General features: G+C 51.6%; 16 protein-coding genes. 8 read left to right on the forward strand and 8 right to left on the reverse strand.

Translation table 11 applies throughout. The annotated features are described in order from the left end of the window. Window positions 1-232: 232 nt before the first annotated feature. A complete protein-coding gene (ampH, locus tag JK216_RS15500) occupies window positions 233-1,372 on the forward strand; it encodes a D-alanyl-D-alanine-carboxypeptidase/endopeptidase AmpH (RefSeq protein WP_212709277.1) in 1,140 nt (379 codons plus the stop codon). 23 nt (window positions 1,373-1,395) lie between these two features. Here ampH and JK216_RS15505 read toward each other — a convergent pair whose 3' ends face one another. After that, complete coding sequence (locus JK216_RS15505; protein ID WP_212709276.1) at window positions 1,396-2,421, reverse strand: DUF1176 domain-containing protein; 1,026 nt, start codon at window positions 2,419-2,421, stop codon at window positions 1,396-1,398. A gap of 262 nt (window positions 2,422-2,683) precedes the next feature. After that, window positions 2,684-4,144: an L-asparagine permease gene (ansP, locus tag JK216_RS15510; protein ID WP_212709275.1), complete on the reverse strand. Its 1,461-nt coding sequence runs from the start codon at window positions 4,142-4,144 to the stop codon at window positions 2,684-2,686. A gap of 583 nt (window positions 4,145-4,727) precedes the next feature. On the opposite strand from ansP, the gene JK216_RS15515 reads away from it, so the two are divergent. From JK216_RS15515 to JK216_RS15525, 3 genes are read left to right on the forward strand one after another with little or no spacing between them, the layout of a single operon-like run. Continuing rightward, window positions 4,728-5,111: an ArsC family reductase gene (locus JK216_RS15515; RefSeq protein ID WP_212709274.1), complete on the forward strand. Its 384-nt coding sequence runs from the start codon at window positions 4,728-4,730 to the stop codon at window positions 5,109-5,111. Window position 5,112: 1 nt separating this feature from the next. Next, window positions 5,113-6,240: a succinyl-diaminopimelate desuccinylase gene (gene dapE / locus JK216_RS15520; RefSeq protein WP_212709273.1), complete on the forward strand. Its 1,128-nt coding sequence runs from the start codon at window positions 5,113-5,115 to the stop codon at window positions 6,238-6,240. 20 nt (window positions 6,241-6,260) lie between these two features. Beyond that, window positions 6,261-6,446 (forward strand): YpfN family protein, encoded by a 186-nt coding sequence (locus tag JK216_RS15525; RefSeq protein ID WP_212709272.1) that lies wholly within the window; start codon window positions 6,261-6,263, stop codon window positions 6,444-6,446. A gap of 61 nt (window positions 6,447-6,507) precedes the next feature. Here the strand turns inward: JK216_RS15525 and JK216_RS15530 are convergent, their stop codons facing one another. The 5 genes from JK216_RS15530 to dapA form a co-directional block, all read right to left on the reverse strand. Beyond that, window positions 6,508-8,514, reverse strand: a complete 2,007-nt coding sequence (locus JK216_RS15530; protein WP_212712076.1) for a GNAT family N-acetyltransferase — start codon at window positions 8,512-8,514, stop codon at window positions 6,508-6,510. Then, on the reverse strand, window positions 8,511-9,395 hold the full coding sequence (locus JK216_RS15535) for a neutral zinc metallopeptidase (protein WP_212712077.1): 885 nt from the start codon (window positions 9,393-9,395) through the stop codon (window positions 8,511-8,513). The genes JK216_RS15530 and JK216_RS15535 overlap by 4 nt, the downstream gene beginning before the upstream one ends. Before the next feature lie 169 nt (window positions 9,396-9,564). After that, window positions 9,565-10,278, reverse strand: coding sequence for a phosphoribosylaminoimidazolesuccinocarboxamide synthase (gene purC, locus JK216_RS15540; RefSeq protein ID WP_212709269.1), 714 nt, complete (start codon window positions 10,276-10,278; stop codon window positions 9,565-9,567). A 142-nt stretch (window positions 10,279-10,420) separates the two neighbouring features. Continuing rightward, window positions 10,421-11,449 carry an outer membrane protein assembly factor BamC gene (gene bamC, locus JK216_RS15545; RefSeq protein ID WP_212709268.1) on the reverse strand — a complete coding sequence of 343 codons (1,029 nt, stop codon included), beginning with the start codon at window positions 11,447-11,449 and terminating at the stop codon, window positions 10,421-10,423. Window positions 11,450-11,463: 14 nt separating this feature from the next. Then, window positions 11,464-12,342, reverse strand: coding sequence for a 4-hydroxy-tetrahydrodipicolinate synthase (dapA, locus tag JK216_RS15550; protein ID WP_212712078.1), 879 nt, complete (start codon window positions 12,340-12,342; stop codon window positions 11,464-11,466). Between the two features lie 142 nt (window positions 12,343-12,484). Here dapA and JK216_RS15555 point away from each other — a divergent pair, with 142 nt between their 5' ends. The 4 genes from JK216_RS15555 (at window position 12,485) to arsC (ending at window position 15,744) form a co-directional block, all read left to right on the forward strand. Further along, a complete protein-coding gene (locus tag JK216_RS15555) occupies window positions 12,485-13,063 on the forward strand; it encodes a glycine cleavage system transcriptional repressor (protein ID WP_212712079.1) in 579 nt (192 codons plus the stop codon). 172 nt (window positions 13,064-13,235) lie between these two features. Further along, entirely contained in the window at window positions 13,236-13,700 is a 465-nt protein-coding gene (gene bcp, locus JK216_RS15560; RefSeq protein WP_212710915.1) for a thioredoxin-dependent thiol peroxidase, read from the forward strand. Window positions 13,701-13,909: 209 nt separating this feature from the next. Next, the gene (locus JK216_RS15565; RefSeq protein ID WP_212709265.1) at window positions 13,910-15,382 is read left to right on the forward strand and encodes a M48 family metallopeptidase; all 1,473 of its coding nucleotides are present in this window, start codon (window positions 13,910-13,912) and stop codon (window positions 15,380-15,382) included. Further along, window positions 15,382-15,744 carry an arsenate reductase (glutaredoxin) gene (gene arsC / locus JK216_RS15570; protein WP_212709281.1) on the forward strand — a complete coding sequence of 121 codons (363 nt, stop codon included), beginning with the start codon at window positions 15,382-15,384 and terminating at the stop codon, window positions 15,742-15,744. Before JK216_RS15565 ends, arsC begins: the two co-directional genes overlap by 1 nt. Here the strand turns inward: arsC and hda are convergent. Then, the gene (hda, locus tag JK216_RS15575; protein ID WP_212709280.1) at window positions 15,741-16,442 is read right to left on the reverse strand and encodes a DnaA inactivator Hda; all 702 of its coding nucleotides are present in this window, start codon (window positions 16,440-16,442) and stop codon (window positions 15,741-15,743) included. The two genes, arsC and hda, sit on opposite strands and share 4 nt — an antisense overlap. Window positions 16,443-16,511 lie beyond the last annotated feature (69 nt).

Raw genomic sequence — 16,511 nt, forward strand, 5'->3', positions numbered from 1 at the left:
CCCCGGCAGAGCAGTTATTTGCTGAGTTCGGTTTTACGGTTGACAATGTGGTGGCTAAAGCCAGCGCCCTGCTGTAATCCCCACTGTCCCTTCCGGTGCCTGTCACGGGGGGGACAGATTTAAAAAGCGTAACGATTCTCATATCAGGAAACATAAAAAGCAGCTATGCCCCCTTTCCGTCGGCCGGAAACGCTTTAATATATCCGTTTTACATTCCCACGGACATTATCGATTGAAAAAACGTTCTTCTTTTCTACTGGCCCTGATTGTTTCAATGTATTCAATGTCTGGTATGGCAAAAATGACGCCATCTCCTGAACTGACATCACAAATTGCTGACCGTTATGCTGAACATATATTCTATGGCAGCGGGGCAAGCGGCATGGCAATGGTGGTAATTGATGGTAACCAGCGGGTATTTACCGGTCTCGGAGAAACCCGTCCGGGAAACCATATCCGCCCGCAGAAAGACTCGCTGATCAGAATTGCCTCTCTGAGCAAACTGATGACAACAGAAATACTGGTAAAACTGGCAAATGCCGGTACCGTGCGGATCAATGATCCGTTAACAAAATATGCGCCGAAAGGTGCCCGGGTTCCCGCCTGGCACGGACAGAATATCCGGCTGATTAACCTGGCAACACACAGTGCCGGTCTGCCACGGGAAATGCCGGGCGGTAAACCGCATCGTCCGGTCTTCACCTGGCCCGTCCGCAGCCAGCGCTGGGTCTGGCTTGCCCACGCCCGTCTGAAATACGCGCCTGGCAGCGTGGTATCTTACTCAAACCTTGGCTTTGATTTACTGGCAGATGCCTTATCACATGCTTCCGGAAGGCCTTACCCGCAACTATTGCAAAGGCTGATCACCCGTCCGCTGGGTATGAAAGACACCACCTTCACACCTTCCCCGGATCAATGTGCCAGGCTGATGATACCGGAACAAAACGCCAGCCCTTGTGATAATACATTGGCCGCTATCGGCAGTGGCGGAGTGTATTCCACCCCGGATGATATGGGCCGCTGGATGCAGCAGTTTTTAAGCACTGCCGGACATCCGCGCAGTCCGCTGGCCGGAGAACTGCAGAAAATGGTCTTCTCCCGTGCTTCCCTGACCCGGGTCAGTGGAATGGATGTTGCCGGCCATGCCGACGCTATCGGAATGGGGTGGCTGCATATGGCCGCAACAGATGATACACCGGCACTTATCGAAAAAACCGGCGGCGGTGGCGGGTTTATGACCTATATCGCCATGTCTCCTCAACATAATATCGGGGTATTTATTGTGGTTGCCCGTTCCTCAGCAAGCCATTTTGCCCCGATGAGTGACGGTGTTAACCAGCTGATCGCAGAACTGGTGCGTAACCACCGTTAATTGTCCGCTCCCGCAGCGTCCTGTCACCCTGCGGGATCAGTCGTCCATAATACCGGCCAGCTGCGGGAGAAATTCCAGCGGTCACAGACACTTTCACTGGCAAAACGCGTTAACACAAACCGCTGCCCGTTAAACTGCCAGCGGCTGACAGTGCCGCAGTCTGCCAGCGGTCTGCCCCACAATGCTGTCGTCAGTATGCCCGTCTGAGGATCATATCCGACATTGGTTAATTCAAAATCAGCACCGGTCGGCCAGAGCGGCGAAAAAGGTAAGCGAAACATTAATCGCCGGGCAAATACCGGTGCCTGTCTGCTGACCAGATAGGCCTGATAAAAGGTGTTATAGGCAGCAGTTTCACAGCTCACCAGTAACAGTACCTGGTGGTCTGTCAGGGGCGCGACTTTGATTTGGCGATACACAGGTGCCAGCGGGCAGGTCTGCTGGCTGATTTGTGAAATCCCGAAATTCATAAAATAGCTTATTTCACTGTCAGATAACGGTGCCGGCACCCTGTACGGAGGAGTCACTACCAGTGTCTGTGGTGTCGGCAAGCGGGGAGTTGTCTCGCGGCTGATTCTGGCCTGGATCTGCGCAGCCTTACTCAGAAAATCGGGGAGAGATGTCAGAGACAGGCCCCGGGAAGGGTTATCCGTGACACTCAGGCGCACTGCACGGCTCAGCACCGTCAGTAACTGTTGTGCCGTTTCCGGATGTTCTGTCTGCAGGGTTTCCGGCGCACTACGCACATGGGTATAGGGCCAGGCGGTGTGATCAATCAGTAACCTCTGCGCCAGCACCTGTTGTTCTTTCTCCCTCTCAGGAGTTTTCGGATGGTAATCAATATGCAGCCAGCGGATCGACCCCTGTCCTGAAGGACGAAAAAAACTGACAACCAGCCCGGCGCCACGGTCAATATTTCGTCCCTGACAGTCACCGGCATTATCGCAGCTTAACTCCCAGTCGGAGAATGTTGCCTGTAGCGGCTGTGCCGCTGAACTGGCTGCGATAAAAATGAACAGCAGAGACAGAAAAACCTTAGACAATTGCATAAAAATCATACCGGAAGAACGCTGCCGGACACAGAAAAGGCCTGGATATAGGAAAACGCATCATCCGTAATGTCGCAGCACCACTCAATAAGAATCTTCGGACTCTGGCAGAGTAATAGCAGAAACCGGGGCGACACATCATACGGTCTGTCCGGTCTGTTAATAACACATAATCAATCACCACCTCCCCGGGAAGTGGTTCAGGGGTGACAATAAAAAGCCCTGCGCTGCAGGGCTTTGGTCATTACAGGGGATAAAAAGATTACTCTTTATGTGCCTGCTCATGCTGCAATGCGGCAATCTCATGAACCCGTTTACGTACCCCGAACCAGCCAAGGATCAGTACAATAATAATTAACGGGATAGAGGCCACTGTATAAGTCCCGGTAGGATAGTCAAAGGCCATCAGCACAATGACACTGAACAGGAACAGCAAGGTCAGCCACGAAGTGAACGGTGCGCCGGGCAGCTTAAAGCTGACCTCTTCCGCTTTGCCTTCTTTAATCGCTTTACGTAATTTTAACTGACACAGCACGATAAATGCCCAGGAGGAGACAATCCCCAGTGAGGCGGCATTCAGTACAATTTCGAAGACCCGTGAAGGCACATAATAGTTCAGCACGACCCCCAGAATATATACCCCGATAGTGACCAGAATCCCCGCATAAGGTACCTGCTGACGGCTCATTTTAGACATAAACTTCGGTGCTGAGCCGCCCATAGACATAGAACGCAGTATACGGCCGGTAGAATATAAACCTGAGTTCAGGCTGGATAACGCCGCGCTCAGTACCACAATATTCATGATACTGCCGACATAAGGCAGACCCAGTTTTGAGAAGAAAGTAACAAACGGACTTTCACTTGGCTGATAAGCATTCCACGGTAACAACAATACCAGTAACACAATGGAACCGACGTAGAATAAGCCAATACGCCAGATCACACTGTTAATCGCTTTAGGTACCATAATTTTCGGGTTTTTACATTCCCCGGCGGCAGTACCTACCAGTTCAATTGAGGCGAAGGCGAATACGACCCCCTGCACCAGTACCAGCGCCGGTAATAATCCGTGCGGGAAAAAACCACCATTATTAGAAATTAAATGGAAGCCAGGCTGACCGCCGGCCAGCGGTTTACCGCTGCCGAGAAATACCACCCCGACCACCAGGAAGAGTACGATGGCCAGCACTTTAATTAGCGCAAACCAGAACTCCATTTCCGCAAACCATTTTACGCCGACCATATTCATGGTACCAACCACCGCCAGAGCACCCAGCGCAATCACCCACTGTGGCACATCACCAAAGGCCCCCCAGTAGTGCATATACAAGGCTACCGCCGTAATGTCGACAATCCCCGTCATGGCCCAGTTAACGAAATACATCCAGCCGGCAACATAAGAGGCTTTCTCCCCCATAAACTCGCGGGCGTAGGAAACAAAGCTGCCACTCGATGGCCGGTGCAGAACCAGTTCGCCAAGCGCCCGTAAAATAAAGAACGAGAAAATACCACAGACCAGATAGACCAATGCCAGGGCCGGACCGGCCGCCTGCAGACGGGCACCGGCACCCAGAAAAAGCCCCGTACCGATAGCACCACCAATGGCAATCATCTGAACATGACGATTACCCATCTCTTTACGATACCCTGAATCATGTGAATTAAGCCATTTGCGTTTTGCCGCACGTAACTCTTCAGCTGTTTTTTTTGTATGTTTCATATTTTTCCTGTTTGTCCTGACCGCCCGCGACGCAAAGTAATCGTTTGCGTTTGCTCACGAAAGCTGTACTGCTCCATCCCATGCAAAGCCGTAAAATTCTGCTATAAGAAAAAAAACGGGCGCTGAATCCTACCTGCTAAACCTGTCTGCCGTAAAGTCCCGCACACCAATGTACCACCGGCCCTTCTGTGAAACTTCGGGGTGATTTAGCATAAGCCTATGTTATATAATGGGATACAGACATAGTCTGTTGTCGCTTTCAGACTTTTGTTCACAAATGTAAACCGGTATTCTGCGACACCTTTACAACAAGTCTGTTGCCGATTCTGCCTCTGTTGCGTTTTTTTTTCAGTAAAAAGTTTTGTCCGGATTATCTTTCTGTTGGTCACGGCCTGAGGGCTGAATTTTTCACTCTCCGCGACTGCCGGCGGCCCTTATTTGATCAACACGGGCAAAACCGCCCCGCGGAGTAGACCAGCGCCCGCGAATACGGCATTATCACTGATATAGAACAACAAGAGTGTTGACGATCAGCGTCACTATGGACGCTGGGAATACAATTTATGACAGGTAGTAGTGTTCAATGACAAACAGTGATATCCCTTGCCGGCTGACGATGTATGGAATAAAAAACTGCGATACCGTCCGTAAAGCACGGCGCTTTCTGGAACAACAGGGCGTGGATTTCTGTTTCCATGACTATCGTACCGACGGGCTGGACAGCGCACTGTTAGCCACATTTATCGACGAACTGGGCTATCAGGCGCTGCTCAATACCCGCGGAACCACCTGGCGTAAATTGCCGGAGGAAACCCGGGCTGCGGTGAATGATAAGCACAGTGCTCTGCAGGTAATGCTGGAAAATCCGGCCATGATTAAACGTCCGCTACTTTGTACTGCCAGCCAAAAAATGCTCACCGGGTTTGACCCTTCAGCATATCTGACGTTTATTCAGGAGAATCTATAGGATGTTTTGCCCGGTCATTGAATTAACTCAACAACTGATACGCTGCCCTTCCGTCAGCCCTGAGGATGCGGGTTGTCAGGCATTACTGACTGACCGGCTGAAAGCCATCGGATTTCATATTGAACCGATGAATTTTGGCGATACTAAAAACTTCTGGGCGACCCGGGGTAAAGGCGAAACACTGGCGTTTGCCGGCCATACGGATGTCGTCCCTCCCGGAGAAGCCCGCCACTGGATTAATCCGCCTTTTGAACCGACAATCCGTGACGGCATGCTGTTTGGCCGTGGCGCGGCAGATATGAAAGGATCTCTGGCAGCAATGGTTGTTGCCGCCGAACGTTTTGTCGCCCGCCATCCTGATCATCGCGGCCGGCTGGCCTTTTTGATCACTTCTGACGAAGAGGCCAGCGGGATTAACGGCACCGTAAAAGTCGTAGAAACCCTGATGGCACGCCAGGAAAAGGTCGAATATTGTCTGGTCGGTGAGCCCTCCAGTACTGAAATTGTCGGGGATGTCGCGAAAAATGGTCGCCGTGGCTCAATTACAGCTAACCTGACAATTCATGGTGTGCAGGGGCATGTTGCTTACCCGCAGCTGGCTGATAACCCGGTGCACCGGGCAATGCCGGCTCTTAACCAACTGGTTGCCACCCGCTGGGATAACGGTAACGAGTTTTTCCCGCCAACCAGCATGCAAATCGCCAATATCAGTGCCGGTACTGGCAGTAATAACGTCATCCCTGGTGACTTATTTGTGCAGTTTAACTTCAGGTTCAGTACCGAACTTACGGACACAATGATCCGTGAACAGGTCGAAGCCTTACTGACCCGCCACCAGCTCAGATACACACTGGAATGGAACCTCTCCGGACAGCCTTTCCTGACAAAACAAGGAAAACTGGTCAATGCGGTGGTTAAGGCCGTTCAGCATTATAATGAAATTAAGCCGCAGTTGCTGACCACGGGCGGAACCTCTGATGGCCGCTTTATTGCAAAAATGGGTACCCAGGTAGTAGAGCTGGGGCCGGTCAATGCCACAATCCATAAAATCAATGAGTGTGTGAAAGCCTCTGACCTGCAACTGCTGAGCCGCATGTATCAGCGGATTATGGATCAACTGGTTGCCTGACCGCGGAAGGAGTCACTGTTATGGAATGGTTAAAACACTATTGGTGGATACTTGTTATTCTGTTTATGGTCGGTCTTCTGATGAATGTTTATAAAGACCTTAAACGGGTTGACCCGAAAAAATATCTGGATAATAAACCTGAATTACCCCCGCACCGTGATTTTAACGATAAGTGGGATGATGATGACTGGCCATCCAAAAAATAAACCATCGGCAATGACAGACAGGCAACCATAACCGGCTGCCTGTCTGCTTTTTATCCGGTTTTCAGGGGTGTCTGAGCTGTTGCAGTTGCTGCTGCCAGTCTTGTGCTTGCTGTATATCCTGCATGATTAACTGCTGTGATACTTCTGCCCGCAGTTTCCTCAGCCAGGCTTTACGCCCGCCAGCCGCGGCTATACTGTGTTTCTCCGCTACCGGATCAGCACAAGCCGCCAGAGTCTCAGGCCATTGCTGTAGTCTGCACAGTAAACGTCTCAGTGCAGGGTAACTACTTTCATAAGGCCGGCTTCCCCAGGCAAAACCCGCCAGCTCCTGCCAGTCTGCCCCGGCAACAGAGTCTGTTCCCTGAGCGGGTGCTGAGGGTCTTTCCAGCCCGGGAAGACTCAGCCAGCGCGGCGCAAGGTACTCCCAGTCGCGCCACAGACGCTGCTCTGCAGCGGTTGCTAATTGCTCACCGGCCGCACTCAGAGGCCGGATTGCCATCGCTGCATAACACCCGCTGCTGGCTTCAGGTTGAGTACCAAACCGGACCAGACGAAAACCGCAGGCCTGCCAGAATTGCCAAAGCTCAGTGGTAAAACCAAAACTGACCGAGATATAGTCACAGTCCTCTCCGGTGCTGGCGATGGCCGCCATCACCAGTGCTTTACCTGTCCCCTGACGCCGGGACATATAATCGACCGCGACCCGGCTGATACGCCGGGAACGCATACTGGCCGCCTGCGGAAACCCCGCGTGTGCCGCCAGGGACTGGGCCACCAGATTACCTTTTGGCCGCCGGAACCCGGCCCAGACGGCATTACTCAAAGACTGACTCAGCCCTCCTTCCTCCACCAGCCACAGAGCCCCCGGTAAGGCGGTTGCCCCTTCAGCCAGCCAGAAGTGCATACCGGGGGCATCCATCATCCGCCGCAGGTCCAGCGGGGTTGTCCGGTAATGTGCACTGCTCAGTAACTGATACAAAGCACGGGCGGTGCGGGGATCGGCCAGCCAGCTGTCACGCGACAGCTTATGTATTGCCCCCGGCTCACCCGCTGGTAAAGGGCCGGACTCATCAAACAGAAACAGCTGATCAATAAAGCGTTCCAGCGGGTCCTGTACCGACCAGCGCAGAGGCTCAGATAAACTGAAAAAGCTGACCTCAGGCAAACCGGCACAAAATTTCAGCAGAAATCCTCTGCCGGTACCTTCATAGCCCTGTACCGTGGTCGATAATAAAACACGGCTAAAACATTTCGTCATTTGTCGTAATAACGGGGCCGGGATGGCCGCGGCTTCATCAACAATCAGCCAGCCACCATCATCTGCTGGCGGATCAGCCAGTAAAGCATCCGGGGCTATAAAACGAAAATTATCACCGGCAAACGTCTGTAAAACACCGGTTGAGACTTTTGCCGGAGCGGAGACGATAGTCCCCGGAGAAATGCGGGCCAGCATTCCTGCCAGGGCAGACTTTCCACGTCCGCGGGCTGCTGTCAGTACAGCAACCCCCTGTTCCATTTCCTGCAACCGGCGAATAATATCCTGCTGTTGTTGTGCCGCACGGCACTGCCAGTCCGGAAAGGGTTTCAGTGGTGCAAGAGACAACGGCTGATGTTGCTGCCAATGGCTGATCTCACTGTCCGCGCCAATCACCGACGCAAAATGACTCATAAAGCGGGGAACAGCAATCGCCGCTGTGGTATCAGCCCAGCGGAGACTGTCCTGGTCGGCTCGGGTCATCCATTGTGCTTTCGGCGGAAGTAATAACAGCAGCCAGCTGCCAGCCAGTAACGTTCCGGCCATACACGCCAGAGATTCAGCATGAAACCCGTCACGGGCATCAAAAATCCCGTGAAGATACTCCCGGCCGAGCAGAGATTTTACTGCCGACGGCCGGACCACCCGTGGGTCTGGCGGCAGGTCTGCACTGACCGTCAGCCAGTCACCCGTCAGGGTATTCCGGACACTGCGGGCAGCCCCCGTCACCCAGTCTTTGTCACCACTGATGATACAGATGCGGCGGATCCCGGTCCGCCGCATCTGTTCACTGCTGGTTTGCCAGTCAGTCATCCGGCGGCAAAGGTATTACACTGGGCGGGGTCACCACTGTCAAAACCGCGCTTAAACCAGCTGTAACGCTGCTGAGAAGTGCCATGGGTAAAGCCGTCCGGGACTACCCGTCCCTGGCTCTGTTGCTGTAATTTATCATCACCAATCGCTTCGGCCGCATTCAGCGCCTGCTGCAGGTCACCGTTTTCCAGCACATTTTGCTGTTGCATCGAATGTCCCCAGACACCGGCAAAACAATCCGCCTGTAGTTCGAGTTTCACCGACAGGCGATTAGCTTCTGTCTGGCTGCTGTGTTGCTGTTGCTGTCTGACTTTTTCTTCAATACCCAGCAGTTTCTGAACATGGTGTCCCACTTCATGAGCAATAACATAACCATTAGCAAAGTCGCCGCCGGCACCCAGTTTATTTTTCAGCTCATCATAAAAAGAGAGGTCAATATAGACCGTCTGATCCGCCGGACAATAGAACGGCCCCATAACCGATTGCCCTGTACCGCATCCGGTAGACGTATGACCGCGATAGATCACCAGTTTAGGGTTGACGTAATGTTTCCCCATCTTACGGAAAATTTCCCCCCAGGTGTCCTCCGTTGATGCCAGCACTACTGAGGTGAATTTCGCTGCCTGGTCGTCAGCCGGACGCTGCACATGAGTCTGCCCGGTAGTTGATGCTGTCGTCACGCTGCTACCGCCACCGCCACTCAGTAAAGGTGTCAGGTCATAACCATAATAACCCGCTACCACCACCACAATCAGAATAACAATACCGCTTTTACCGCGCGGGATACGGAAACCGTTTCCGCCCCCCGTTCCGCTGCTGCCGGAAGACTGATCCCGCCGGTCCTCGACATTCTCGCTCTCACGACGCCCTTGCCAACGCATCCGTAACCTCTGTTATTTTTTATTACATTATGCAGATTTTAGTCGGGTTACCGGCAGAAGACCAGTCCCCCACAGGCTCTGTCCCGCAACAGGGCTGACCCTGATACCAACAAAAACGCCGGCATAACAGACTCACTGTTATGCCGGCGTTGACGGGGCACCCTGTTAATTAATCCAGTGGTACTCCCAGACGGTGGGCCACTTCTTCGTACGCTTCTACCACGCCACCCAGGCTCTGGCGGAAACGGTCTTTATCCATTTTAGCCATGGTTGATTTATCCCACAGACGTGCGCCATCCGGAGAAAACTCATCACCCAGCACCACTTCACCGTTAAATAGCCCGAACTCCAGTTTGAAGTCGACCAGAATCAGCCCGGCCTGATCAAACAGCTGGCTCAGGACTTCGTTGGCCTGATATGTCAGTTCACGCATCCGCGCCAGATGCTGCCGGCTGACCCAGCCAAAAGTTTCACAGTAAGATTCATTGATCATGGGATCATGATGCGCATCGTCTTTCAGAAAAAGATCAAAGATCGGCGGGTTAAGGACAATCCCCTCTTCCACCCCTAATCTTTTCACCAGTGAACCGGCTGCACGGTTACGCACCACGCATTCTACCGGAACCATATCCAGTTTTCTGACCAGCGCTTCCGTATCTGAAAGCAATGCTTCCATCTGAGTCGGGATACCCGCCTGTTGCAGTTTCTGCATAATGAAATAGTTAAATTTATTATTTACCATTCCCTTACGATCAAACTGTTCGATTCTGGCTCCGTCTCCTGCTGATGTATCATTGCGGAATTCCAGTATCAGCAAATCGGGGTTATCGGTACTGAATACTGTTTTAGCCTTGCCGCGATACAACTCAGCTTGCTTTTGCATCTTGTTAACTCCAAACATGAAAGAACTTACGCATGATGATTGATTTTACCTGAACTATTGCGCTACGCAATCGTTTACCTGACCGCGACTATTATGCCAAATTAAAAACAAAAAGGCCGGAGAATCTCCGGCCTTTTTTGCGTTATTTGTTAAACGCCGCCTGTAAAACAGGTACCATTGCATCATTTTGCGACTGGGTCAGCACATGCCCTTTCGGATCAATGAACTGTAAACTACTGCGGTTACCCAAATCACCCAGCTGTAATTTGTAGTCACCGTTGCTCAGACCCGGGTCTTTCGCGCCTAAAGCATCCCAGCTGCTGCTGCCGGGTGCTTTATAGCTGACTTTCAGACTGCCATCTGAACGGTCTTTATCTGATATGGTCATCCCCACATGAGACAGAGCAACCGGCAGACGCTGCCATGCAGCAGAATACGGTGCGCGGATAATGACATTCGGCAATCCGGTATCATCAGCACCGCTTTGTACATCGATACTACCGATACGGCTGTTTCCGGCATTTTCACGTGCAATCGCCTGCGCATTCAGTTCACCGGAAATTTCGTTCAGCAATTGGGTTGTATAACGCTGAATTTCACCGGAAGTACTCACAGCCACACCTTTCTGCTGTAATTCCAGCGAGCGAACGCTCAATACCGTCTGATAGCTCTGCTGCTGTACGGCAATCTGATAACGGCCGCGGTACTGGTAATCTTCGTCCGGACGGTTCCAGTTAATCCAGTCGGTGGTCAGCTGTTGTGCAGCATCATTACGCTGGGCAATTTTCACCTGCCGGCTGCCGAGAATAGTGATTAACTGAGACCAGAGCCCGGGCTGCTGATTATCAAAAATCAGTTGCGCAGTATTACCGCTCAGCTGAGTACGGGTACCGTTCAGCAATGCCAGTGGCTGCGCCGGCGGACGAATATCCAGCTGAGTACCGGTCGCACCGCCAGCCGGTGCGGCAGGTACCTGATACTGTCCATTCTCTAACGGCAGAATCATTCCGGCGGGTACATTCAGATCATGTAATGCGGCGGCTTTCAGATAGTCGTCATTACCATTAATTTGCCGCTTGTAATTCTGATCGTTAGAGCAGGCAGCCAGTAATAATACTACCGACAGCCCCGCTGCTTTAGCGACTGCAGAACTCTTAACTGAGTAAGCCATTCAAACTCCCTAAATTATCGCAAACCTGCATCACGCAATGCTGTTTCGATTGCCGGGACTGCCTTTGCAGTCAACGGAGTCATTGGCAGGCGCAATGTGTCGTTTGCGATCAACCCCAGCTGTTTCGCTGCCCACTTGACGGGGATCGGATTGGGTTCACAAAATAACGTGTGATGTAAGGCCATCAAACGCTGATTCAGGTGCCGGGCTTCAGCAAATTCACCTTGTCCGGCAAGCCGGCAGACTTCTGCCATTTCACGGGCGGCAACGTTTGCTGTTACTGAAATAACGCCCGAGCCTCCCAGTTGCATAAAGTCTAAGGCACTGGCGTCATCACCGCTCAGCAAAATAAACTTATCATCAACCAGCTCTTGGATCTGACTCACACGGGATAAGTTCCCTGTCGCTTCTTTTATTCCGATAATATTTTTAATTTCGGCTAAACGGGCGACAGTTTCGGGCAACATATCACATCCGGTGCGCGACGGTACATTATACAGCATTTGTGGCAATTCGCTGCTTTCCGCAATCGCTTTAAAATGCTGATATATACCTTCCTGAGTCGGACGGTTATAGTAAGGTACCACCGTCAGACAACCGACCACACCGCTGTCTTCAAAGTTGCGGGTTAATGCAATACCTTCCGCCGTTGCATTGGTACCGGTACCGGCAATAACCGGAATACGTCCTGCGGCCAGTTCAACAGTCGCTTTAACCACTTCCACATGCTCAGAATGGCTGAGTGTCGCCGACTCCCCGGTCGTTCCAACAGAAACGATGGCAGAAGTACCGCTATCAACATGATAATCAATTAATTTTTTCAGGCTGTCACGGCAAAGATCACCGTTATCATCCATTGGTGTAATCAGCGCAACAATACTTCCGGTAAACATGAGTGATCCCCTCAACGTGCAATTACTTCATGGTAAGGTTTACTTCATGTGAAAAGCAAGCCAGCCAGACGCTTCCTGAGCTTGTCAGCAGTTTTTTTTATGTTTACCTTAGAGTTATTAGAAAAAAACAGGAAAGAGTACTTTGCCACAGTCACCGCAACATCATTTAGTGATCACCGCTCTCGGTGCTGACAGGCCAGGCATTGTCAATACCATCACCCGTCATGTCAGCCGCTGCGGATGTAACATTGATGATAGCCGGCTGGCAATTCTGGGCGATGAATTCACCTTTATTATGCTGCTGTCGGGAAGCTGGGATGCTATCGGACTTATTGAGTCGACATTACCCCTGAAAGGGGCGGAACTTGAGTTACTGATTGTGATGAAGCGCACCCGGGTAGAGACACAGCCTCCCCGTCCGGAAACCACCTGGATCACGGTTGAAGTTGCGGATTCCCCCAGTATTATCGAACGTTTTACTGATTTGCTGGACCAGCACCGGATGAATATTGCTGAACTGGTATCACGCACGACCCCGGGCCGTGAAAATTCGCAGCCGACCCTGAACATCCAGATGACGGCCCACAGTGATGCCCGCGATGATCGCTACTTATTTGAACAGGCATTTCACCGGCTCTGTACAGAACTCAACGGGCAAGGCAGTATACGGCTACACAGTATGCTCGACAGTGGCCCGTCAGAAACATCTCCTGCACAATAAGTCATCTGCCGTCATCATTAGTGAAAAACATCCGTATCCTGGTATTACCCGCGGGAAGAATAAGCATTTTCCGCACTTGCTCTGCAGCAGAATATTACCGAAGGTAAAGCTGTCTGATAAAATTAATTTTCACTGGCTGATTCGGCCAAAAGATAACCATCGGAGAGTTATGATGAATCCACTGAAAGCCGGCGATAATGCACCTATGTTTAGCTTGCCAGACCAGGACGGAGAACAGGTTAATTTAACCGACTTCCGGGGAGAACGGGTACTGGTTTACTTCTATCCGAAAGCGATGACCCCGGGATGTACCGTGCAGGCCTGTGGTTTACGGGATAATATGGCAACCCTGAATAATGCCGGAGTACAGGTTGTGGGTATCAGCACCGACAAACCGGAAAAACTGTCGCGTTTTGCTGAAAAAGAACTGCTGAACTTCACTCTGTTATCTGATGAGGATCATCAGGTTTGCGAGCAGTTTGGTATCTGGGGGGAAAAGAAGTTTATGGGGAAAACCTATGACGGGATCCACCGTACATCATTCCTGATCGGTACTGATGGAAAAATAGAAAAAGTATTTGATGATTTTAAAACCTCAAATCATCACGAAGTTATACTCAGCTATCTGAACGCCTGACGTTTGCGCCGTTATTTTCCGTCGCAGATACTCTGCGGCGGAAGACTCTCCTGTTCTGTCCCTGTTTCACTCTCTGCTATACTGCGGGTGATCTGTCCGGCCCCGTTCAGCCTGCCAACAGACACCGTTAACAGACGGCCAGCCTGACAACGCGAACCTCCGGGCCGGAAAAAGGTCAAAACATCAAATCAGATAAACAGGGACAGGTGATGAGGTATTTGTTAAATAAAACGTTAGCAACTCTGCTATTAATTACCTCAGCCGGCAGCGGTATCTGTCCTGCATTTGCTGATATCACTGATTCGCTGCCGGATATCGGGACGACGGCCGGGGCGACTTTATCGATTAATCAGGAACTGCAGATGGGCGATTATTATGTCCGTCAGTTACGCGGCAGTGCACCGCTGATTAATGATCCGTTACTGACAAACTACATTAATACTCTCGGCCAGCGTCTGGTCGCTCATGCCTGGTCAGTCAAAACTCCCTTTCATTTTTACCTGATACAGAATGATGAACTGAATGCTTTCGCTTTCTTTGGCGGAAATGTAGTACTGCATTCGGCGCTTTTTCGTTATACAGATAATGAAAGCCAGCTGGCCTCAGTGATGGCACACGAAATATCCCATGTGACGCAGCGACATCTGGCGCGGGCAATGGAAGCACAAAAGCGCAGTGCACCGTTAACCTGGGTCGGGGCACTTGGCTCAATCCTGCTGGCCATGGCCAGCCCGCAGGCGGGAATGGCAGCATTAACCGGTACCCTGGCAGGCACCCAGCAGGGAATTATCAGTTTTACCCAGGATAACGAAAAAGAAGCTGACCGTATTGGTATTCAGGTCCTGCAACGGGCAGGGTTTGATCCGCAGGCAATGCCCGCTTTTATGCAGAAACTGGCCGACCAGTCACGCTATGCGTCGAAACCCCCGGAAATTCTGTTAACGCACCCGTTACCTGATAGTCGTCTGGCCGATGCCCGTGATCGGGCGAACCAAATGCCTCCGGTCGTCGTCCACTCCTCGCAAGACTTCTTTTTTGCCAAAGTCCGCATTATGGGAATGTATGGCACATCACAGGGCCGAAGTAACGCATTACTGGATGAAGTACTGAATAACTATGCCAAAGGCAATACCCGTCAGCAACTGGCCGCAAAATACGGCAGAGCGATACAGTTTATGGCTGCCAAAAAGTTTCAGGATGCCAAAAATATTATTCAGCCATTATTGCAAAGCCAGCCAGCTAATCCGTGGTTTCTCGACCTTATGACGGACATTGATATCGGTCTGAAGCAACCTGCCGCTGCCATACGTTTACTCACCGCGGCCGGCAGCCCGCGGAAAAATCCGGTGATACAGCTCAACCTTGCCAATGCCTATTTACAGGCAGGGCAGCCAGCGAATGCCAGTAAGCTGCTGAACCGCTATAGCTGGGACTATCCTGACGACCCAAATGGCTGGGATTTACTGAGCCAGGCAGATGCCGCTCAGGGACTCAGTGATGAGGTATTATTCGATCAGGCGCAGGGTCTGGCACTGGACGGGCAGCTTGACCAGGCTATCCGTGCACTGAGCAGCGCCAGCGCACAGGTGCCGGTTGGCAGCCTGAAACAGGCACGTTATGATGCCCGTATAGACCAGCTTCGTCAGCTGCAACAACGCTACCGTCAGTATCAGAAAGGGTAATTACTTTGACCATCCGTATCTATCACAATCCCCGTTGCTCGAAAAGCCGTGAAACATTGCAGCTGTTACAGCAACACGGGGTCGACCCCGAGATTATTCTCTATCTGGATAATCCGCCCGATATTGCCACTGTTAAATCCCTGCTTACCAGACTCGGTTTTACAGATCCCCGCCAGCTGATGCGCCGTGGCGAAGAAATCTATAAACAGTCGGGATTAAATGACCCGGCCTTAAGTGAAGATACATTACTGCAGGCCATGGCCGAACACCCGAAACTGATTGAGCGACCTGTCGTGGTCAACGGTGAGCGGGCAAGGCTTGGCCGCCCGCCGGAAAATGTGCTGGAAATCCTCGGGGACTAAAGCCCGAGGGTCTCTTTAACAAAAGGAATTGTCAGTTTTCGCTGGGCAGTGATAGAGGCATGATCCAACTGATCCAGGGTCTCAAATAATGTTCTCATTTCCCTGTCCAGCCGTTTCAGCAGAAAACGCCCGACATCTTCTGGTAACTCAAACCCCCGTAAACCGGATCGCAGCTGTAAGGCCTGGAGTTTTTCGTTATCCGATAACGGCTGTAGCCGGTAAATCTGCCCCCAGTCAAGACGCGATGCAAGATCGGCTAATTTCAGGTTCAGCTGTCTGGGCGGGCGATCACCGGTGATCAGTAACAGGGTCTTTCCGGTCTCGAGGATCCGGTTATAGAGATCGAAAATAGCCATTTCCCAGGCTTCATCCCCGGCAATACATTCGATATTATCGATGCATACCAGCGCCAGGTGCTCCATACCTTCCAGTACTTCAGGCACAAACCAGGTGCGTTTATCCAGCGGAACATAGCCTACGGCGGCATCACGTGATGATATTTCCGTACAGGCTGCGTGCAGCAAGTGGCTCCTGCCCCCGCCTTCCCGTGACCAGAAATAAATATAACCGCCATGTTGCTGATCAAGCGCTGCTTTGAGCGCAGCTAATAATGATGAATTCGCCCCCGGCCAAAAACTGGCAAAGGTTTCATCATCAGGCAAATAAAGTGGCAATGACAATTGCGCCGGCGTGTTCAGGTGCACCTCAGCATAACTCGCAAGAAACCTGCTGAGTCTATCACAACTTCCCTGTCGATATGAATCAGG

Origin of the sequence: Tatumella sp. JGM94 (assembly GCF_018257595.1) — a bacterium.
In the GTDB taxonomy this organism is placed as follows: Bacteria; Pseudomonadota; Gammaproteobacteria; order Enterobacterales; family Enterobacteriaceae; genus Tatumella; species Tatumella punctata.

Bases quoted from the DNA above. Each gene is read 5' to 3' on its own strand.
- JK216_RS15505 (WP_212709276.1), bottom strand. From the start codon at position 2,421: ATGCAATTGTCTAAGGTTTTTCTGTCTCTGCTGTTCATTTTTATCGCA.
- ansP (WP_212709275.1), bottom strand. From the start codon at position 4,144: ATGAAACATACAAAAAAAACAGCTGAAGAGTTACGTGCGGCAAAACGC.
- JK216_RS15515 (WP_212709274.1), top strand. From the start codon at position 4,728: ATGACAAACAGTGATATCCCTTGCCGGCTGACGATGTATGGAATAAAA.
- dapE (WP_212709273.1), top strand. From the start codon at position 5,113: ATGTTTTGCCCGGTCATTGAATTAACTCAACAACTGATACGCTGCCCT.
- JK216_RS15525 (WP_212709272.1), top strand. From the start codon at position 6,261: ATGGAATGGTTAAAACACTATTGGTGGATACTTGTTATTCTGTTTATG.
- JK216_RS15530 (WP_212712076.1), bottom strand. From the start codon at position 8,514: ATGACTGACTGGCAAACCAGCAGTGAACAGATGCGGCGGACCGGGATC.
- JK216_RS15535 (WP_212712077.1), bottom strand. From the start codon at position 9,395: ATGCGTTGGCAAGGGCGTCGTGAGAGCGAGAATGTCGAGGACCGGCGG.
- purC (WP_212709269.1), bottom strand. From the start codon at position 10,278: ATGCAAAAGCAAGCTGAGTTGTATCGCGGCAAGGCTAAAACAGTATTC.
- bamC (WP_212709268.1), bottom strand. From the start codon at position 11,449: ATGGCTTACTCAGTTAAGAGTTCTGCAGTCGCTAAAGCAGCGGGGCTG.
- dapA (WP_212712078.1), bottom strand. From the start codon at position 12,342: ATGTTTACCGGAAGTATTGTTGCGCTGATTACACCAATGGATGATAAC.
- bcp (WP_212710915.1), top strand. From the start codon at position 13,236: ATGAATCCACTGAAAGCCGGCGATAATGCACCTATGTTTAGCTTGCCA.
- JK216_RS15565 (WP_212709265.1), top strand. From the start codon at position 13,910: ATGAGGTATTTGTTAAATAAAACGTTAGCAACTCTGCTATTAATTACC.